An 18,955-nucleotide genomic window follows, 5' to 3' on the forward strand; every position below is an offset into this window, starting at 1 on the left:
CTCGACAGCGAGTCAAGAGGTGCCCGCCAAGAAAACATCTGACGTAACAGGGGAAACCTGATGGAAATGAAGAGCGTGACCCGATCGCTGCGGATCCTCGAGGCGGTCGCGCAGCACCAACCGGTGACCGTCGGCGAACTGACCAAACTCTTCGGGCTGCCCAAATCCACCGTGCAGCGCACCCTCATCACCCTCAGCGAAGCCGGCTGGCTGCGGGCCAACCGCAAGGACACCACCCGCTGGGAGATCGGCGTCCGCGTCCTCGCCGTACGGCCGGCCGCGCTCCAGGGGTCGAGCCTGTTCGCGGCCGCGCGAGAGCCGATGATCCGGCTCCGGGACAAGGTCAACGAGACCATCCACCTGTCGGTGCCCGATGCCCTTCAATGCATGGTCGTGGTCGACCGGGTCGACTGCGACCACGCCGTACGGACGTATCACGAGATCGGCGACACCTCGCCGCTGCACGCCACGGCGACGGGACGGGCCGTCCTCGCCAACCTGCCGGCGGCCGATGTCGACGAGCTCATCGACCGCGGCCTGGACAGCTACAGCGAGTCGACGCTGACAGATCCGTCCGAACTACGCACCGAACTCAAGCGGGTGCGGGCCAACGGATACTCCGTGAACCGCAACCAGTACCGCCCGGACGTGTGCGCCATCGCCGCCCCCATCCTGGACGCCGACGGCACTCCCCTGGCCGCGGTGGCCATCTCGATGCCCGACTCCCGCTACGACCCGGCCAAGGAGCGCGAACTCGGCCGACTCGTCACCGACACGGCCGCCGACGTCACCGCCCGCCGACTCGGTGCGTAGATCGCGGCTACCGCCACCACACTGACCAAACCTCACGTCCGAGCGGCACTGAGTCGCCCGTACTCCGCGGCGGTCAGTGGGAACGCAACGGCGTACCAGCAGCGAGGCCAGGCCGATCATGATGGCGACGGCCAGCAGGCCGGTGCCGGCGATCGTCCAGCCGCGGTTGGAATCATCCTGCGCAACAGGGCCAGGAAGGCCGGCCTCCACCACGGTTGGCACGGCTATCGGCGTCGACGGTACAGCGGTCGGCGTCTCGGACGGCGGTGCGGCTGGCGTGCCCGTTGGCGAAGCGGTCGACATACCAGTCGGCGGTGTGACCGTCGGCGTGGTTGGCGTGCCAGTCGGCGGAGCGGTTGGGTGGGAGTCGGCGGCCCGCTACCACCCACGTTCTGCGAGTCGGTGCGCCTTCGGGACTTCGTCGACGTTGATGCCGTGGTCCAAAATTGTCGAGTCCTTTGACGGCGCAGACAGTACATACACACTGCCCAGGGCAGCTTGGTTCACTGGCGAGGTTTTAGTCGCTTGGTAGGGATGGCAGTGAGTGGATCTTCCGGCCACGGATGGCGGGGGTAGCGGGCTCGCAGGTCGGCTCGGACCTGGGGATAGCCCTGCTTCCAGAAAGATGCGAGGTCGCTCGTGATCGCGGCCGGGCGCCGTGCGGGCGACAGTAGGTGGAGAACGACTGGGACACGACCGTCCGCGACGGCTGGAGTGGCAGTCCAGCCGAATACCTCCTGCAGCTTCACGGCGAGGACCGGCGGCTCGGCACCGTCGTACGCGAGTCGCACCTCGGAGCCCGATGGGACCCGGAGCCGTTCCGGTGCGAGTTCGCCGAACCGGGTTGCTGCGGGCCATGGCAGTAGTCGCCGGAGCGCCGAAGCCACGTCGATGTGGGCAAGATCGCGCGAGCCTCGCACCGAGGCGAGTTCGGTACCCAGCCATTCGTCGAGATCGGCCAGGAGTGCTTCGTCGTCGACCGCAGGCCATGGGGCTCCGAGGTGGGCGTGGCAGAACGCGAGCCGCTCTCGCAAGGCGAGGGCGGCCTCCGACCAGCTCAGTACGGACAGACCGCTGCGCCGGATGCCGTCGCGGACGGCCGCTTGGACGAGCAGCCGGTCGGGCTTTGCCAGCGGGACGTCGTTGAGCACGATCGCGCCGAGTGCCTCGACGCGCCGCGTCACGATCCGGCCGTCGTCCCAGCGGATCTGGTCGGTGGTCGAGACGAGGTCGCCTGCGATGTCTCGCGCGGTCTGCTCATCGATCGGCGCCGCGGAACGGATCCTGGCGTCGGCGCGACCGGGTGCCCGGTCAGCAACCGCGATCGCCAGCCATGTCGTGGTCCGCAACGGCGATTGCGGATCCAGCGCGGCACCTGTACCACCAGACATCTGGTACGTCGCCGAGTCGATCCCCCGGACCCGCGCAATCCGATCCGGATACGCCAGCCCCACCACAACCCCCACCGCAAGATCATCCGGTACTGCGCGCGTCTCCCGACCAGCCGGCCCACCGACCTCCGGCCGCACTCCATCTCCACCCAACAGGTCGCCGGTCATCGTGCCTCGGCCGAGGCGCTTTGTTTCTTCTCGCCAGCGGGCCGTGGCACCGCGGTCCTCGCCACGGCGGAGCGCTCGCCAGCGGGCCGGTAGATCATCGCTGAAGTCGCGGCCGGAGTCGTCCGAGAGCATCGCGACGATCTCGAGTGCCCGGTCGGCGCCGACCCGCGGCGTCCCGTCCAGCAACGCACGAGCCAACCGAGGATGCGCCCCGATCGCCGCCATCCGCCGTCCCCGCTCGGTGATCCGGCCGCCGTCGTCAAGGGCATCGAGGCGGCGCAGCAATTCGGTGGCCGCGGTCATCGCCACCACCGGCGGCGCCTCGAGCAAGGTCAGACCGTCACCAGCAGGCGCACCCCACGCCGCGAGGTCGAGGGCGAAGGCTGCCAGATCGGCGATCGCGATCTCCGGCGCCGCTTGATCGTCGAGATGCGAGTGGTCGGTGGCAGACCAGCACCGATAGACCCGGCCAGGCGCCTCCCGCCCGGCGCGACCCGCTCGCTGGTCGGCCGACGGTTTCGAGACCCGGCAGGTGACCAGCGCACCGAGGCCACGGGACTGATCGGTCCGCGGCTCCCGGGCCAGACCCGAGTCGACCACGACCCTCACCCCGGGCACGGTCAGCGAACTCTCCGCGACCGATGTCGTGACCACGATCCGGCGAGTGGCGGCCGGCGTCAACGCACGGTCCTGTTCAGCCCTGGATTGGCGACCGAACAACGGCAGTACATTCTGACCGGCCAACCGGCGAGTCACACCGTTGATCTCGGCCTCCCCCGGAACGAACACGAGGATGTCGCCGTCATTCTCGGTCAGTGCACGCTGGACGACGGCCGCGACGTGATCCAGCAAGCGCGGGTCGACCCGCCCACCGGGAAGTAGCGGCACCGGGACCGGTGGTCGGGCCCACTCGATCGCCACGTCGAACAGCGCAGCAGACGCCGTGATCACGGGCGCCGGAACATCGGTGCCCAATGCGCGACTCAGCCTGATCGTGTCCGCCGTGGCCGAGGTCGCAACGATCGCCAGGTCTTCGCGAAGATTCGCCCGGATGTCGACGCAGAACGCGAGCAGCAGATCGGCATCGAGGTGCCGCTCGTGGCACTCGTCGATCACAATCGCGGCGACCCCCGGCAACTCCGGGTTCTGCTGCAGACGACGTACGAGGAGCCCTGTCGTCACCACCTCGACACGGAGCCCTTGGCCACCACTGCGTTCACCGCGCATCGCATACCCGATCCGCTGCCCGAGCGGTTCGCCGACCAGCATCGCCAGCCGGGCCGCCGCCGCGCGGGTTGCCATCCTTCGCGGCTCGGCGACGATGATCGTGCCCCCGAGCGCGTCGCCCAGCGCAAGCGGCAACAGCGAGGTCTTCCCCGATCCAGGCGGCGCAACCAACACCGCGGTACCGCGCGAACGCACCGCATCGACCGTGGCAGGCAGAACCGCCCGGACAGGCAGATCCGCCCCCGGCACCGATAATTCAGGCAGCAACACGCCCCGACGCTAGCCGACCACCACCACAGAACCCCTCGACAGCCCGGTCCACAGGCCCATCAAACTGCACGTGGCCCCTGGTCCTCGCCAAAACCGACGGCCCACTCAAGAACCTGATCCAACCAGGCGCCGACTCAGCGTGCGCTGCCAGAGCGGCATGACGGACTCGTGCCGCACCACCGTCTCCCGGGTGTGCGGCTGCCCGACGGACCAGCACCGACGAACGACCGTCTCTGGCGCGAGGTGACGATCACGGCGTCCGACATACCTCATGAGAGTCCAGCTCGAGGCGTGTGGTTAAGGTTCGTGTTCCTCCTCGGACTCGCGCCTTAACCACACACTGGGCAAGCGTCGACCTCGACATCGACAGTCTGCTCGCTGTGGGTACCATCAACCGGACCTGCTGGTTAGCGCGGTGTCGCAGCTTGTACTGTGCGCCACTCATCCCGGCGGTAGCTGCGGGTCGACATTCGTGGAGTGATGGGGCCTCGCGCTAAGTACGCCTCTACGCACCAAGGGAGGATGTGGCCGGCGTGGCGTGGGTCATATCCGTCCGGACGTACTCCGTTGCGGCGTTCCACTGCCGTTGTCCGGAGGACCCATCGGCGCAGTTGCCGGTCGCGGACGTTCCGGCGCTTAGCCATTGAGCCAGTCTGGGCGGGCGAGATCACCGTCATCGAGCCAGACGGTGCCGGACGTGTCCCTGTGTGGGCCCTGGTGGTAGCCGAGGACGCACGGATCGTCGGTGTGTGGGTTGCGGCCGTCGCAATCTAGTTCTTGTGCTGACCGCAGCACCGGCCACTCGAACGTCCGCTGCCTGGTCCGGTTCACTTCCGTCCTCCGATCACAGCTACTGCTTGGATCGGCCAGGGCGACAGGGCAGGGGACCGCGTACCGCCCTACGCACGCTCGGGGCTCACCCATCGCCCTGACCGTGGTTAGACGGTAGGAGTTCAGAGCACTCCGAGACTACGAACTTGCACAGACTTGCACGGCTATTCGAGGACTTCGAGAGCAGTGGCGATCAGGCGCCGCGCGGGGGCACCGACGACGGCGATCTCAGCGAGGCGGGCAAAGGCGTCGGCGTACATCGCTACCTCGCCGGGCTGGGTGATGGTTAGGTAGCCAGAGATCAGTTCGACGTTGACCTGGGCGTCGTCGGAGATCCAGAAGTCCTCGACTGGGGGCATCGCCGTGCGGTCGGCGCCGAGAGGCAGGATGCCGAGGGAAACCGAGGGCAGCTCGCTGACGGTGAGCAGGTAGCCGAGTTGGCTGGCCATGACGTCAGTGTCCCCCATGACGTTTCGGAGGACAGCCTCCTCGATCAGAACCGCGAACGTCCGGTCCTTCTGGTGGAGCAGCTTCAGGCGCTCGTTCCGCACCTTCACGGCATCCTCGACGTCGTCTGGCAGGCCGCGGCGGGCTGCGGTGCCGCGGAGGAGGGCGCGGGTGTAGCTCTCGGTCTGTACGGCGCCGGGGATCAGCCAAGGCGAGTACGTGCGGAAGCGTCGCGTGCGCTGCCAGAGCGGCATGACGGATTCGTGGGCGCGTCGAAGTCCGCCGCGCTCCATCCTCTTCCACTGGACGAACATGCCCTCGATCGCTTCGAGCGAGGCGATGAGATCGGCGGTCTGGTCCGTGACGTCGCACTGCGTGGCCCACAGGCGAATGTCGTCGGCTGACGGTGCGGTCTTGCCATTCTCGATTCGAGAGACCTTTGACTCGTGCCAGCCGCAGGACGATGCGAGCGCCCGTGCGGTGAGACCGGCAGTCTTCCGGATCTCACCTAGACGGGCACCAAAGTCGCGTTTGGCCTTCTGGGCGTTCGAGAAGGCAGGGGGTGTCGGCAACGGTTACAGGCCTCGTGTCAGCTCGGTTGGTACTCCTTGTGTGGGATCGCTCGATCCCACACGGCGTCGAACGCCGCTAGGCACAACTTAGCCAGGTCGGGATCGCCGGTGCGCTCTTCGCCCACCCATGTCCCGTTGCCGTCGCAGAAGTTCCAGAGCACGACTTGCTCGTCGAATAGCCAGAAGTCGTTCGGTGGGACCAACAGCCCCGCCGTCCGTTGCCGCGGCAGCCAGCGCACCTGTTCGCCGGCGGCGATGTTGTGCGGCTCGGTGACGTCGTACTCGAATTGCACGTACTCACTGATCGGCTCCGACACGATGCGGGCGCGTCGGATCTCCACTCCCCTGCCGGTTGTGTCGCGCACCAGGTTGTGGAACGTCTGCCAGCGCACGGCGGGGTCGAAATGGTTGCCCGCCTTCCACTCGTTCCAATCCGCGTCGTTGGGCTCGTACAGGTCCCGAGTCTCGAGGTGCAGCGCGCTGCGTTGAGCCGAGCGGAACAGTTGGAAGGCGAGAGGTTCAGCCGTCACCCATCGCTCCTCTCAGCACCGACGCCATCCGAGCCGGAATCCGCACCACCGTCTCGTTCTCCTGAACTGGAGCTGTGGCGTTCACCTCCGCCATCGTCTCAGTGTCGAGCTTGTATCCCTGAATCACCAGGCTGCCGTCGGACTCGTCGACCCACACGGTCGGGCAGTTCGTGTTCGGGCAGGTGGTGTCGGTGCCGATGTATCGCAGTGCCATGGTCACTACCCCATCTCGCGAGCTTGCATGGACTTGCAGCATAGTTGAATGCGATCAGCCACGAAGAGCTAGCGGCGTGTCACGCGCGGCAGGCGCAGGGGCAGCCCGCGCCGTGACACTGCTCGCCTGTGCATCGCACATCGCCCCAACTCGCCATGGTCCAAGCGTTGAGCTGCCGCACATCAACAAGACGGAGGTGCGGCGCGATGGCGTATGTGAAAGATCAGTGGACCCGGGCGGTCAAGCAGGCGGACGGGACGACTGCGCGGCTTCGGACTGCTAAGTGGGCGCGGGGGAAGCGGTGATTGGCGGGGTGGGTGGATCCGGAGGGGCGGGAGAGGTCGAAGGCATTTGGGACTAAGGCGGCTGCGGAGCGGCACGGGGCTGCGATGGAGACGGACCGAGAGCGTGGGGAGTACATCGATCCGAATGCCGGGAAGGTCCGGTTTGATGAGGTGGCCGAGAGGTGGCTGGCTTCTCGGGTGGTGGATCCGGCTACGGCGATCCGATACGAGTCGTCGCTGCGACTGCACGTCGTACCGGTGTTCGGGCGGCGGCAGCTGAGGACTATCAAGCCGTCGGAGATTGCTGCATGGGTCGCAGATCTCGATGGACGGTTCGGTTCGTCGACCGCGCGTACGGCCTTCCTCGTTTTGCACGGGACGCTTGAGGTCGCTGTGGATGATGAGGCGATCAAGCGCAATCCGGCCAAGGCGCGACTGGTCAAGGTGCCAGCGGAGAAGAGCGGCAAGACGGTCGCGTGGAGCGATGACGTCGTGCTGCGGATCGTGGAGGGGCATCCCCGATTGCGTCCGTCGGCGCGGCCTCTGGACTACGACAAGGCGAGCTCTTCGGGCTCGCCGAGCAAGACGTCGACTTCAATGAGATGGTCATCCGCGTCCGGCGACAGGTGAAGAAGCTCGGCAGGAACTTCGTGTTCGCGCTGCCCAAGAACGACACCGAACGGACTGTGCCGATGTCCGAGGGCGTCGCCCTCATGTTGAAGGAGTACATCGAGGCCGCCAAGCCTCGGCCATACACCTTGCCGTGGGCGAAGGTCGACGGCAAGCCCCACACGGTCAACCTGCTCTTTCGCTGGACCGACGATCAGCACATCCGGGCGCGCACGTACGACGAGCTGGTCTGGAAGCAAGCCGGCGCTCTTCCACGCAGGCGTCATACCGGAGCCAGGGAGGGATGCGCGGGGCCGGCGCCAGTACTACTCGAGCCGTGAGAACGGGATGCACGCACTGCGGCACTACTACGCGAGCATCACCCTCGCCGACGGCGTCAACATCAAGGAGCTTGCCGAGTACCTGGGCCACGGAGACCCAGGCTTCACTCTCCGGCTCTACACCCACATGCTGCCTTCATCGCACGAGCGGGCGCGGAAGGCTGTCGACTCGCGATTGTCCCGTCTCTTCTCTATGAAGGCTCACGGAGCTGTGACGGAACTGGGCGCCGACCGGTCCCCTGCGACCTACTGGGAGCCGGACGGCGGACCCGAGCCCGAAGACCCTCAAATAGGCCTCTGACCTGCAGAAACGTCAGCGGATCCGCATGCCCGAGATCGCGCGGGCGATCACCAATCGCTGGATCTCGGAGGTGCCTTCGAAGATGGTGTAGATCTTGGCGTCTCGGTGCATGCGTTCTACGGGGTATTCGCGGGTGTAGCCGTTGCCGCCGAGGATTTGGATGGCTTCTTCGGTGACGCGGACGGCGACTTCGCCGGCTTTGAGTTTGGCCATGGAGCCTTCGCCGTGGCGGTAGTCGGGGGTTTCGCCGCGCATCAGGGCGGCGGACATGTTGGCGGCGCGCCAGACGAGGAGGCGGGCGGCGTCGATCTCCATGGCCATGTCGGCGAGTTTGAAGGCGATGCCCTGGTTATCGATGATCGGGCGGCCGAACTGTTCGCGGGTCTTGGCGTAGTCGAGGGCGACCTCGTAGGCGGCTCGGGCGATGCCGATTGCCTGGGCGCCGACGATGTGGCGGGTCATCTCGAAGGTGGCCATGGACGCGTTGCGATTGCGGCTATCCCCCGAGCGGGCCTGGGCCAGGCGGGCGTCCAGTTTCTCTTTGCCGCCGAGGACGTTCTCGGCCGGGATCCGGACGTTGTCGAAGAAGACGTCCGCGGTGTGCGACGCCCGCAGCCCGTGCTTCCGCAGCTTGGTTCCCTGCACCAATCCGTGCACCTCAGTCCGAGGTACGACGAACGCCGCCTGCCCCTTGGTCCCGAGGGACGGGTCGACGGTCGCGACGACCACGTGGATGTCCGCGATCCCGCCGTTCGTAGCCCAGGCCTTCTGCCCGTTGATGACCCACTCACGAGTCGCCTCGTCGTACGTCGCCCGCGTACGGATCGCGGACACGTCCGAACCCGCACCAGGCTCCGACGAGCAGAAAGCGGCCACCTTGACGTCGTCGGGCGTGCCGTAGCACCGGCCCATCCACTGGCTCCACTGCTCGGGCGTGCCGTTGGAGAAGATCGCGGACGACGCCAGGCCGGTGCCCTTCAGGGACATCCCGATGCCGGCGTCACCCCAGAAGAGTTCCTCGTGGACCAGCGGCATCAGCAGGCCGGACGGGTCGATGAAGAGGTTGACGTTGGCGTCCAGGCCGTAGAGGCCGATCTTGGCGGCCTCCTGGATCACCGGCCAGGGCGTCTCCTCGCGCTCGTCCCACTCGGCGGCGGCCGGGCGGATCACGTCGGCGGCGAAGGTGTGGGCCCAGTCCCGGATTTCCTGCTGCTCGGTGTTCAGGGCGAGCGAGAAGGTGCTCCAGCCCGGTTTCGCGCGCTCGGCGCCGAGTTCGCCGGCCAGAGTCATCACGTCCGCGGACACAACAGGGTCGCTCATCAACATCCTCACAAGGCGGGGTAACGGCCAGATGTTACCCACGAGTGTAACCGGCGTTTGCACCAGGGGGTACCACTGTGGCTAAGATCGATCCATGAGCTCCGCGCTGCTCGCGATCGGACGCCGCCGGACCACGGCGGAGCGTCGCCGCGACCGGGAGCGGGACATCATCCGTGCCACCCGTGAACTGTTCGACGAGCGTGGCACGATCGACGCCCAGATCGACGATATCGCCAAACGCGTGGGGATCAACAAGGCACTGATCTATCGTCACTTCGCCGGTAAGGAAGAGCTGTTCGCCCTCACCTTGGTCGACTACCTCGGCGAGCTGGATCAGAAACTCCAGGAAGTCGACGCTCCGCGCAAGACGCCGCTCAACCGGCTCCGGGCCCTGAGTGAGGTCTTCGTCGACTTCTGCCTGGAGTACCCGGCCTTCGCCGACTGCGCGATGAGCCTGCTGCGAAGGACCGGCGAGCAACTGTTCGGCGAGATCACCGAGCCGGTGATGACGAAACTGGGTACGGCGATGGCCGCGGCGCTGGAGCGGATCGCGAAGATCCTCGAGGCCGGCCAGCGGTCGGGAGTGTTCGACGAGGTCGACACCGACTACCTGGCCAACCACCTCTACACCCAGACCCTCGGATCGTTGCACATGGCAAGGGTCGGGTTGATCGTGTCGAGCGGGCAGCCGGGGCATCCGGTCGTGCATCATGCCGATATCGCCACCGTCCGGGCGACCGCGATCACCGCCACCCTCGCAACCGCAGTAGGTCGTAAGGCACTACCCAAGCGCTCCAGAGCAGGAGAGAAATCGTGACCGACCCGCGCAAGGTGGCCGTTGTCGCCGGCAACAGGATCCCGTTCGCCCGGCAGGACAAGACCTACCGGCACGCCTCCAACTCCGACATGCTCACCGCCGCTCTCAACGGCCTGGTCGACCGGGCCGGCCTGGGCGGCCAGGAGCTCGGCGAGGTGGTCGCCGGCGCCGTCCTCAAGCACGCCCGCGACTGGAACATGGTCCGCGAGGTCGTGCTCGGTTCCAAGCTGGCGCCGACCACCCCGGCGTACGACATCCAGCAGGCCTGCGGCACCGGGCTCGAGGCGGCGATCCTCGTTGCCAACAAGATCGCGCTCGGCCAGATCGACGCGGGGATCGCGGGTGGTGTCGACACCGCGTCCGACGCCCCGATCGCGGTCAACGACAAGCTGCGCAACATTCTGCTCGACCTCAACCGGGCCAAGACCTTCCAGGATCGCCTCAAGGTGCTGGCGCGGGTCCGCCCGAAGGACGTCGTACCGGAGATCCCGCGGAACGCGGAGCCGCGGACGCGGAAGTCGATGGGTGACCACGCGGCCCTGACCGCGCTGGAGTGGGGTATCACCCGGGAGGCGCAGGACGAGCTCGCGTATCGCTCTCACATCAACCTCGCCAAGAGTTACGACCGAGGCTTCCAGCAGGACCTGATCACGCCGTACCTGGGCCTGGAGAAGGACCAGAACCTGCGGCCCGACACCACGCTGGAGAAGCTGGCCAAGCTCAAGACCGTCTACGGCAAGGGCGAGACCGCGACCATGACGGCCGGCAACTCGACCCCGCTGACCGACGGTGCGTCCGCCGTATTGCTGGCGACCGATGAGTGGGCTGAGGAGCACGGGCTGCGGCCGCTCGCGTACCTGACCCACTCGCAGACGGCTGCCGTCGACTACGTGAAGGGCGCCGAGGGCCTCCTGATGGCGCCCGCCTACGCGGTGCCGAGGATGCTGCAAAGGGCCGGACTGACGCTGCAGGACTTCGACTACTACGAGATCCACGAGGCGTTCGCCTCTCAGGTTCTGTCCACGCTGAAGGCGTGGGAGGATCCGATCTTCTGCAAGGAACGGCTCGGCCTGGACGCCCCGCTGGGCGAGGTCGACCGGGACAAGCTGAACGTGAACGGCAGCTCGCTGGCCGCGGGCCACCCGTTCGCGGCGACCGGCGGGCGGATCGTCGCCGCGCTGGCCAAGCAACTGGACGAGAACGGCGGCGGCCGGGGCCTGATCTCGATCTGCGCCGCGGGCGGCCAGGGTGTCGTCGCCATCCTCGAGAAGTAGGAGCTGAGATGACGGACCGCTACCAGACCTTCACCCGGACGCCGCTCGGCCAGACCCTGGTGAAGAACCTGGGTCTGCCCGACCCGACTCCCCTGCCGCGCTGGACCGACGGCGCGCCGGTGATCGACGGGCCGGTGGTGTTCGGCGCGATCTCGGAGACCGACACCGGGAAGGCCATCCAGGCGCTGCTGCGGGACATCGGTGCCTCCTTCAGTACGGCGACCGAAGGCATCGCGTCCAGCGAGATCCGGCCGAAGGCGCTGGTCTTCGACGCGACCGGCGCGACCTCGACCGCCGAGCTCACCAGCCTGCAGCGCTTCTTCTCCCCCGTCATCCGCCAGCTGGCCCCGGCCGGCCGGGTGATCGTGGTCGGCCGGACGCCGGAGCTCGCCCAGTCGCCCGAGCAGCAGATCGCCCAGCGCGCCCTCGAGGGCTTCACGCGAAGCCTCGGCAAGGAGGTCAAGCGCGGCGCGACGGTCAATCTCGTGTACGTCGCTCCGGACGCACACGAGCAGCTGGATTCGACCCTCCGCTTCTTCCTCTCCCCCAAGTCCGCGTACGTCGACGGACAGGTCGCCAGAATCGGGACCGGACCGCTGGTCAGCAACGACCCGGATCGCCCACTCGCGGGCAAGGTCGCCCTGGTGACGGGTGCGGCCCGTGGTATCGGTGCCGCGATCGCCGACACGCTGGCCCGTGACGGCGCGACCGTGATCGGCGTCGACGTACCCCAGAATGCCGACGCCCTCCGCAAGGTGATCTCCAGGATCGGCGGCAGCGAGTTGCTGCTCGACGTGACCGCGGTCGACGCCCCGCAGCGGATCGCCGCGCACGCGCAGGAGCAGCACGGCGGCCTCGACATCGTCGTCCACAACGCCGGCATCACCCGGGACAAGCGGCTGGCGAACATGCGCACCGACGCGTGGGACGCCGTACTCGATGTGAACCTGCGGGCCCCGGAGCGGATCACCGCCCACTTGGTCGAATCAGGCGCACTGAAAGACGGCGGCTCGATCATCGGGGTAGCGAGCATCGCCGGGATCGCGGGCAACAACGGGCAGACCAACTACGCCACCTCCAAGGCCGGGGTGATCGGTCTGGTCCAGGCGCTCGCGCCGAAGCTCGCGGAGCGGCAGATCCGGATCAACGCGGTCGCGCCGGGCTTCATCGAGACCGAGATGACCGCGAAGGTCCCGTTCACGATCCGCGAGGTCGGGCGCCGGATCAACTCGCTGCAGCAAGGTGGGCTGCCGATCGACGTGGCCGAGACCATCGCCTGGTTCGCCGATCCGGCCTCGGCCGGGGTGACCGGCAACGTGGTCCGCGTCTGCGGCCAGAGCATGCTGGGTGCGTGAGATGCCGACTCGCAAGTACGACGACACACCGGGATTCGGCGCGCTCTACGCCCGGACCGTGAGGGCCACGCTGCGACGGGCGGACTACGAGCCGGACGCCGACGGCCTCACGCTCGAGCTGCCGCCCTCCGCGATCGATCAGGACCACTTGACGGTGTACCGGGACGTCACCGGCTTCACCGCCGGGCCGGCGCTACCGGTGACGTACCCGCACGTCCTCGCGTTCCCGCTGCACCTGGATCTGATGTCCGATCCCTCGTTCCCCTACAAGCCGATGGGGATCGTGCACCTGTCGAACACGATCACCCAGCTGCAGCCGATCCCGATCCACGCCGAGCCGGCCATCCGGGTGCACAGTACGGCGGAACGCCCGCATCCGAAGGGCACGGTGTTCGACGTGATCAGCGAGGTCCGCGTCGACGACGAGGTGGTGTGGACCGACCTGACCACGCTGCTCAGCCGCTCCACCGGCAACGAGAACGCCCACGTCGATCTGCTGCCGGACCCCAAGCTGGACCCGTCTGCCTGGTGGGACCTGCGTGCGAACCTCGGCCGCCGGTACGCCTCCGCGTCCGGCGACCGGAACCCGATCCACCTGTTCAAGCTGACCGCGCAGGCGTTCGGGTTCCCGCGCCAGATCGCGCACGGTATGTGGACCAAGGCCGCCTCGCTCGCCTCGATCCAACGTGCCGCGAAGCTCCCCGATGCCTTCACGGTCCGCGTCGACTTCCGCAAGCCGATCCTGCTCCCTTCCCGGGTCCAGTTCGGCTACAAGACGACCGGCAAGACCACCGACTTCACCGTGTACGACGAGCGCCGCGAGCTCACCCACCTGATCGGCCAGCTCCAGGCACACTGAGCTCCGCGATTCGATCGAGTACGACGCCGATCGGCGCCGGCTCCTGCTGTCGTCCGCCCCGCTCCCGCACGGCGAGCCACCCGTCCGCGGCCTCCCGCGCACCGATGACGGCCTGGTACGGCGCCAACCGGTTCTCGCGGATGCGAGCACCGAGACTGCCCTCGTCGGCATGCACGACCTCGACCCGCAGACCGCGATCCGACGCCCGCCGGGCAACCTCGACGGCCAGCTTCTCCTCGTCGTCCGAGATCGGCAGTACGACGAGTTGCACCGGAGCCAACCAGGCCGGGAAGGCGCCACCGTGTACCTCGATCAGCTGGGCGACGGCCCGCTCGATACTGCCCACGATCGCACGGTGGACCATCACCGGACGGTGTTTGTTGCCGTCGGCACCGACGTACTCGAGATCGAACGCGGCCGGCTGGTGGAAGTCGATCTGGATGGTCGACAGACTGAACTCGCGACCCGCCGAGTCCGCCAGCTGGATGTCGATCTTCGGCCCGTAGAACGCGGCGTCGCCGGGCGCCTCCTCGTAGTCCACGCCGGCATTGTCGAGCACCTCGCGCAGCAGTCCGGCTGCCCGGTCCCAGCTTGCGGCGTCACCGACGTACTTGCCGCTTGGTGAACCGATCTGGGCGTCGTCGGACGGGAGTGCCAGGACGTACCGCGATGCGCTGATGCCCATGTCGTCGTACGCCTGGTTGATCAGGCTGAGCGCGTTGCCCGCCTCCTCAGCGACCTGGTCGAGGCTGCAGAAGATGTGGGCGTCGTTGAGTTGCATCGCGCGGACGCGACTCAGCCCGCCGATCGCTCCGGACAGTTCGGCGCGGTACTGCCCACCGAGCTCGGACATGCGCAGCGGGAGTTCGCGGTAGCTGTGTGAGCGGGAGCGGTAGATCAGTGCGTGGTGTGGGCAGAGGCTCGGTCGCAGTACGAGCTGCTCGCCGCCCATGTCCATCGGCGGGTACATGTCCTCGCTGTACTTCGCCCAGTGGCCGGAGATCTCGTACAGCTCCCGCTTGGCGAGGACAGGTGAATAGACCTGCTGGTAGCCGGCTCTTCGCTCCACGTCGGCGATGTAGCTCTCCAGGGCGTGACGGATCGCGGCGCCGGCAGGCAGCCAGTAGGGCAGGCCCGCGCCGATCAGCGGGTCCGAGTCGAACAGACCGAGCTCCCGCCCGATCTTGCGGTGGTCGTACATGGTGTGCTCCTTCAAGTGGTTGGGGCGAGCAACCACAGAGCACGAAAAAGCCCCGGGGCACTCGCCCCGGGGCTTCTCAGACAATCAGGTGTCAGCGCGCCGGGACATACTCCGGCGTCGTCGTCACTACAGCGCGCTGCAACATGCTCCAACGGTAGCAGGTCAGAGCCGTTTCCGGATCTGCTTTACCAGCAGCCGTGAGCGACCACCGTCTGTCGGGAGGCCGTCGACGATGGCGGTGAGAAGATTGCGATGGCGGTCGATGCGGTCGGGTTGGGCAAGTTGCCAGGCGGCTTCCAGGCGGACGCCGGGGTCGTCCGCGTCCAAAGTGCGAATCAGGACAGGGTCGGCTGCGGGTCCGGCAGCTCCACCGAGAACACGGAGTGCTGTCTTCTGGTGCATCGCGAGGCGGCTGACAGTGTCGAGCAGGCTCGGGTACGGCGTCCCCGTCAAGAGCAGCTTGTTGGCTGCCCATAGTGCGTTCTCGCGGACACTGTCCGACTCCGTGGTCGCCAGCAGATTCGTCACCAGTTCGGCATCGATGGCTTCGGTGCCCAGGAGATCCACTGCGCTCAGGTGATTGGCAGCCTCGGGTGGCGTGGGCGGCTGGCGCAGGACCTCGCGGGCGCGGTGGACGACCTCCCCTTCGTCGATCACGTCCGGGTCGAGGACCTCGGAGACGCCGTCCGGGCTGTTGAAGTGGTCGAGGGCGATGCCCACTGCGACCGGATCGTCGCTGCGGAGCAACGTCAGGAACGCGTCGCGATAGGCACGCTTGTCGTCCGACGGGAACATCAGTAGCTCGTGGGCCTGGCGCAGATCGGCGTCGGCCGGCTCCACGCCGATCCAGTGCAGGCTGTGGAATCCGGTGACGGCCTTGCGGACCTCTCGGCCGTTGTAGCCGGCATCCTCGGGCCAGGTCGCGGCGAGTCGTTGCAGGAACTCTCGGTGCGCGGACAGGCGGCCTCGATGGATGAGCTCGTTGGCGGCCTGCGTTTGCAGTTCGAGTTCGGCGGACTCGGTGGCGCGGATCAGCAGGGCGGTCGCCTCGAGGCAGTCGGCGTTCCCGATCGCCGACACCGCTTCGGTCCGATCGTCGATGTAGAGGTCATCGTCGAACGCAATGGCAGCGAGCGCGTCGAGCAGCCGCGGGCTCGGTTGCTCACTCGACCACAGTGCCGCGCCGGCAGCCCTACAGCCCGCCGAGCGCACGTCAACGTTCACAGTGAGCGCCAGCGCGTCCGCGATCAGGTCGGCATCCTCGGGCTGGGCGAGGTTCGTCATCGCGTTCAAGGCACTCGCGTGGTTCGCGCCCTCGAAGCTCTCACCGGTCGACGGTGGTTCGCGCAGGAGCTTGCGAGCGACCGCGAGGGCGTCCTCTTCGCAGCGTTCGAGCACACTCGTGCTACCGAAGCGTCGCAGCGCCCCGGAGTACTGGAAGTGGTCCAGGGCGATGCCTTCGGCAACGGTGTTGCCGCTGTGCAGCAGCGTGGTGAAGGCTTCCAGATAGGCACCGGACGGGTTCATCAGCTCGTCCAATGCACGGCTCAGTGCCGGATCGTCGAGCGTGCAGCCCTGCCAGTGGAAGCTGTGGAATCCGCCGTCAGTCAAGGTCGAGACCGACTGGACGGATCAGCCCTTCCTGGGCGACGGAGGCGATCAGGTCGCCGTCCTCGGTGAAGAGGCGGCCGGTGGCGAAACCGCGGGCACCGGAGGCCGACGGGGACGCCTGGTCGTAGAGGAGCCACTCGTCGGCACGGAAGGGACGGTGGAACCAGAGCGCGTGGTCGAGCGACGCGGGCTGGATCCGGCGGTCGCCGATGACGATGCCGTGCGGAAGCAAGCTTGCCCCCAGCAACGTCAAGTCGCTCGCGTAGGCCAGAACGCAAGCGTGCAAGGCGGGATCGTCGGGAAGCTTGCCCGCGGCCCTGATCCAGAACTGCCGGCCGGTGACACCGGCGAGCCGTACGTCGAGCGCCGCCCACTCCCGGTCCCAGTCAGCAGCCGCGCGACCCGACCGCGCCTCGAGGACGCTCGCGAGTGTCGGCGCTTCGTCCGGTGCGACCAGGTCGTCGGGCACCGGGTCCTGGTGGTCCAGGCCTTGCTCCGGGCGCTGGAAGGAGGCCGACATGTAGAAGATCGGCTTGCCGTTCTGCGACGCGACCACGCGCCGACTGCTGAACGAACTGCCGTCGCGGGTCGGCTCCGGCCGGTAGATGATCGGCACCGAGGTGTCGCCGGCACGCAGGAAGTACCCGTGCAACGAGTGCACGATCCGCTCCGGCTCGACGGTCCGGCTGGCCGCGGCCAGCGCCTGCCCGAGCACCTGACCGCCGAACACGCGTTGCATCGCGGTCTGCGGCTGCTGTCCGCGGAACAGGTCGACGTCGATCTTCTCGAGGTCGAGCAACTCGACCAGGTCCTCCAGCGACTCGGGCATGCCTCATCCTGACAGGTCGGAGGTACGACGATGCGCGGTCGGCGCACGACGGACGTCGTACCGGCTGTGGTTCCGGTCACTTGGAGGCTTTCGGTGAGCTTTCGGTGGCGGTCGGTAGAGTATGATTGAACGCTCAACCACTAATCACTTGTTTGAGGAGCCTCTCTGTGAGCCTGACCCGCAATGCCGCCGCCCGCGATCTCGTCCTGCTGCTCTCGAGGGTCGGGCTGGGAGTCGTCTTCATCGCGCACGGCTGGCAGAAGTTCCGCACCAACGGGCTGGACGGCACCGCCGCCATGTTCGACACGATGGGCGTGCCCGCGCCGACGCTGTCCGCGTACTACGCGACCGGGATCGAGCTGCTCGGCGGCATCGCGCTGATCCTCGGGGTGCTCACGCCTGTGGTCGGCGCCCTGCTGGCGCTGGACATGGTCGGCGCGCTCGCCTTCGTGCACCTGTCGAACGGGGTCTTCGTGGCGGACGGCGGCTGGGAGCTGGTCGGCGTACTCGGACTGCTGTCACTCACGCTGGCGGTCGTCGGCGCCGGCCGGGTCAGCCTGGACAGCATCTTCAACCGCTCATCCTCCGGCCGGGCCAAAGTCGCGGCCTGAGCGCCTGCCGAACTGAGAACGGCCGGGGCGCGTGCCCCGGCCGTTCTGTGGTGTCTGTGGTTACTGGTCGTCTTCACGGTTGAGTTCGGCGAGGAACTGCTCGACCTCGGCGCCCAGCTCCTCCGCTGACGGGGTGGAGCCGGCCAGCAGGCTGCCGCGGCTGACCGAGCCGGCGGCTGCGTCGTACTGCGTCTCGAGCGCATTGACCACCGCGGACGCGTCCTCCGACGCCTCGACCTGCTCGTCGACCAGCCGGCCAGTGACGGCGGCCTCGTCGAGCAGGGCCTTACTAGGGAGGAGCAGTCCGGTCGCCGCCGAAATCGCGTGGACCAGGGCCAGCGCGGCACCCGGGAAGCGGTTCTCGGCCAGGTAGTGCGGGACGTGGACGGCGAAGCCCATCGCGTCCTTGCCGGCCTCCCCCAACCGCACCTGCAGCATCGTGCCGGCGCTCGCGGGCAGCCGCATCTCGCCGTCCCAGATGTTCGACCGGGTGACCAGCTCGGGCCGGGTCGCGTGGGCGGTCAGGCCGAGCGGGCGAGTGTGCGGGACGCCCATCGGGATGCCGTGGACGCCGATCGTCAGCGTCACGTTGTAGCGCTCGATCAGCTGCCGGACCGCAGCGGCGAACCGGTTCCAGTGGTTGTCCGGCTCGACGCCTTCCAGCAGCAGGAACTCGACGCCCGCGTCGTCCTTCAGCAGGTGCAGGTTCAGCTGCGGCGGCGTGTAGTCGATGAAGCGATCCTCGGCGAACGTCACCTCGGGCCGCCGGGCCCGGTAGTCGTGCAGCAGGTCGACGTCGAACCGGGCGAGTAGCCGGCTGTCCAGCACCTCGAGCAGGTGGTCGGCCGTCACCCGGCCCGCCTGACCTGCGTCCATGAATCCGTCCAGCGAATGCACCAGCACCTTCGGCGTCGCCGCCGGGCCGGTCGCCACCGACTCGTCGACGATCTCGTAGAGGTCGTCCGGTCGCAGCATCGTCGTCTCCTTCATCGTCGCCAACAGGGCGGGTAGGCCCCTCTATCCTGCCCTCTCCGGTGTTAACGCTAGTCCTCCGGGCCTTAATTCCGCCGCTGGAATCTT

The 18,955-nt window shown here is 67.6% G+C and carries 18 protein-coding genes; 9 read left to right on the forward strand and 9 right to left on the reverse strand.

Going from position 1 to position 18,955, the window contains the following annotated elements; genetic code table 11:
* Positions 1–66: 66 nt before the first annotated feature.
* Entirely contained in the window at positions 67–813 is a 747-nt protein-coding gene (locus V9K99_RS16740) for an IclR family transcriptional regulator (protein WP_337000062.1), read from the forward strand.
* Between the two features lie 503 nt (positions 814–1,316).
* On the opposite strand, the gene hrpB is transcribed toward V9K99_RS16740, so the two are convergent.
* The 4 genes from hrpB to V9K99_RS16760 form a co-directional block, all read right to left on the reverse strand.
* Entirely contained in the window at positions 1,317–3,869 is a 2,553-nt protein-coding gene (gene hrpB, locus V9K99_RS16745) for an ATP-dependent helicase HrpB (protein WP_337336397.1), read from the reverse strand.
* A gap of 995 nt (positions 3,870–4,864) precedes the next feature.
* On the reverse strand, positions 4,865–5,719 hold the full coding sequence (locus V9K99_RS16750) for a helix-turn-helix domain-containing protein (protein WP_337000061.1): 855 nt from the start codon (positions 5,717–5,719) through the stop codon (positions 4,865–4,867).
* Positions 5,720–5,736: 17 nt separating this feature from the next.
* Positions 5,737–6,249, reverse strand: a complete 513-nt coding sequence (locus V9K99_RS16755) for a DUF6879 family protein (RefSeq protein ID WP_337000060.1) — start codon at positions 6,247–6,249, stop codon at positions 5,737–5,739.
* The gene (locus V9K99_RS16760) at positions 6,239–6,463 is read right to left on the reverse strand and encodes a hypothetical protein (protein ID WP_337000059.1); all 225 of its coding nucleotides are present in this window, start codon (positions 6,461–6,463) and stop codon (positions 6,239–6,241) included. The genes V9K99_RS16755 and V9K99_RS16760 overlap by 11 nt, the downstream gene beginning before the upstream one ends.
* A gap of 389 nt (positions 6,464–6,852) precedes the next feature.
* Here V9K99_RS16760 and V9K99_RS16765 point away from each other — a divergent pair, with 389 nt between their 5' ends.
* The 3 genes from V9K99_RS16765 to V9K99_RS16775 are packed head-to-tail and all read left to right on the forward strand — an operon-like array spanning position 6,853 to position 7,998.
* The gene (locus V9K99_RS16765; protein ID WP_337000058.1) at positions 6,853–7,377 is read left to right on the forward strand and encodes a phage integrase central domain-containing protein; all 525 of its coding nucleotides are present in this window, start codon (positions 6,853–6,855) and stop codon (positions 7,375–7,377) included.
* The gene (locus V9K99_RS16770) at positions 7,269–7,697 is read left to right on the forward strand and encodes a tyrosine-type recombinase/integrase (RefSeq protein WP_337000295.1); all 429 of its coding nucleotides are present in this window, start codon (positions 7,269–7,271) and stop codon (positions 7,695–7,697) included. Before V9K99_RS16765 ends, V9K99_RS16770 begins: the two co-directional genes overlap by 109 nt.
* A 7-nt stretch (positions 7,698–7,704) precedes the next feature.
* On the forward strand, positions 7,705–7,998 hold the full coding sequence (locus V9K99_RS16775) for a tyrosine-type recombinase/integrase (RefSeq protein ID WP_337000057.1): 294 nt from the start codon (positions 7,705–7,707) through the stop codon (positions 7,996–7,998).
* A 12-nt stretch (positions 7,999–8,010) separates the two neighbouring features.
* Here V9K99_RS16775 and V9K99_RS16780 read toward each other — a convergent pair whose 3' ends face one another.
* Complete coding sequence (locus V9K99_RS16780; RefSeq protein ID WP_337000056.1) at positions 8,011–9,318, reverse strand: acyl-CoA dehydrogenase family protein; 1,308 nt, start codon at positions 9,316–9,318, stop codon at positions 8,011–8,013.
* A gap of 94 nt (positions 9,319–9,412) precedes the next feature.
* Here V9K99_RS16780 and V9K99_RS16785 point away from each other — a divergent pair, with 94 nt between their 5' ends.
* From V9K99_RS16785 to V9K99_RS16800, 4 genes are read left to right on the forward strand one after another with little or no spacing between them, the layout of a single operon-like run.
* A complete protein-coding gene (locus V9K99_RS16785; protein ID WP_337000055.1) occupies positions 9,413–10,135 on the forward strand; it encodes a TetR/AcrR family transcriptional regulator in 723 nt (240 codons plus the stop codon).
* Positions 10,132–11,409 (forward strand): acetyl-CoA C-acetyltransferase, encoded by a 1,278-nt coding sequence (locus tag V9K99_RS16790; RefSeq protein ID WP_337000054.1) that lies wholly within the window; start codon positions 10,132–10,134, stop codon positions 11,407–11,409. The genes V9K99_RS16785 and V9K99_RS16790 overlap by 4 nt, the downstream gene beginning before the upstream one ends.
* Before the next feature lie 8 nt (positions 11,410–11,417).
* Complete coding sequence (locus tag V9K99_RS16795; RefSeq protein ID WP_337000053.1) at positions 11,418–12,764, forward strand: 3-oxoacyl-ACP reductase; 1,347 nt, start codon at positions 11,418–11,420, stop codon at positions 12,762–12,764.
* A gap of 1 nt (position 12,765) precedes the next feature.
* Positions 12,766–13,623, forward strand: a complete 858-nt coding sequence (locus V9K99_RS16800) for a MaoC family dehydratase (protein ID WP_337000052.1) — start codon at positions 12,766–12,768, stop codon at positions 13,621–13,623.
* Here the strand turns inward: V9K99_RS16800 and thrS are convergent.
* The 3 genes from thrS to V9K99_RS16815 form a co-directional block, all read right to left on the reverse strand.
* Positions 13,589–14,860: a threonine--tRNA ligase gene (gene thrS / locus V9K99_RS16805; protein WP_337000051.1), complete on the reverse strand. Its 1,272-nt coding sequence runs from the start codon at positions 14,858–14,860 to the stop codon at positions 13,589–13,591. The two genes, V9K99_RS16800 and thrS, sit on opposite strands and share 35 nt — an antisense overlap.
* A 126-nt stretch (positions 14,861–14,986) precedes the next feature.
* Complete coding sequence (locus tag V9K99_RS16810; protein WP_337000050.1) at positions 14,987–16,435, reverse strand: HEAT repeat domain-containing protein; 1,449 nt, start codon at positions 16,433–16,435, stop codon at positions 14,987–14,989.
* Complete coding sequence (locus V9K99_RS16815) at positions 16,428–17,264, reverse strand: acyl-CoA thioesterase (protein WP_337000049.1); 837 nt, start codon at positions 17,262–17,264, stop codon at positions 16,428–16,430. Before V9K99_RS16815 ends, V9K99_RS16810 begins: the two co-directional genes overlap by 8 nt.
* A gap of 167 nt (positions 17,265–17,431) precedes the next feature.
* On the opposite strand from V9K99_RS16815, the gene V9K99_RS16820 reads away from it, so the two are divergent.
* Positions 17,432–17,875 (forward strand): DoxX family protein, encoded by a 444-nt coding sequence (locus tag V9K99_RS16820; RefSeq protein WP_337000048.1) that lies wholly within the window; start codon positions 17,432–17,434, stop codon positions 17,873–17,875.
* 60 nt (positions 17,876–17,935) lie between these two features.
* Here the strand turns inward: V9K99_RS16820 and V9K99_RS16825 are convergent, their stop codons facing one another.
* On the reverse strand, positions 17,936–18,850 hold the full coding sequence (locus V9K99_RS16825; RefSeq protein ID WP_337000047.1) for a proteasome assembly chaperone family protein: 915 nt from the start codon (positions 18,848–18,850) through the stop codon (positions 17,936–17,938).
* Between the last annotated feature and the right edge of the window lie 105 nt (positions 18,851–18,955).

Origin of the sequence: Kribbella sp. CCNWLW201, from assembly GCF_037203805.1 — a bacterium.
Lineage (GTDB): Bacteria > Actinomycetota > Actinomycetes > Propionibacteriales > Kribbellaceae > Kribbella.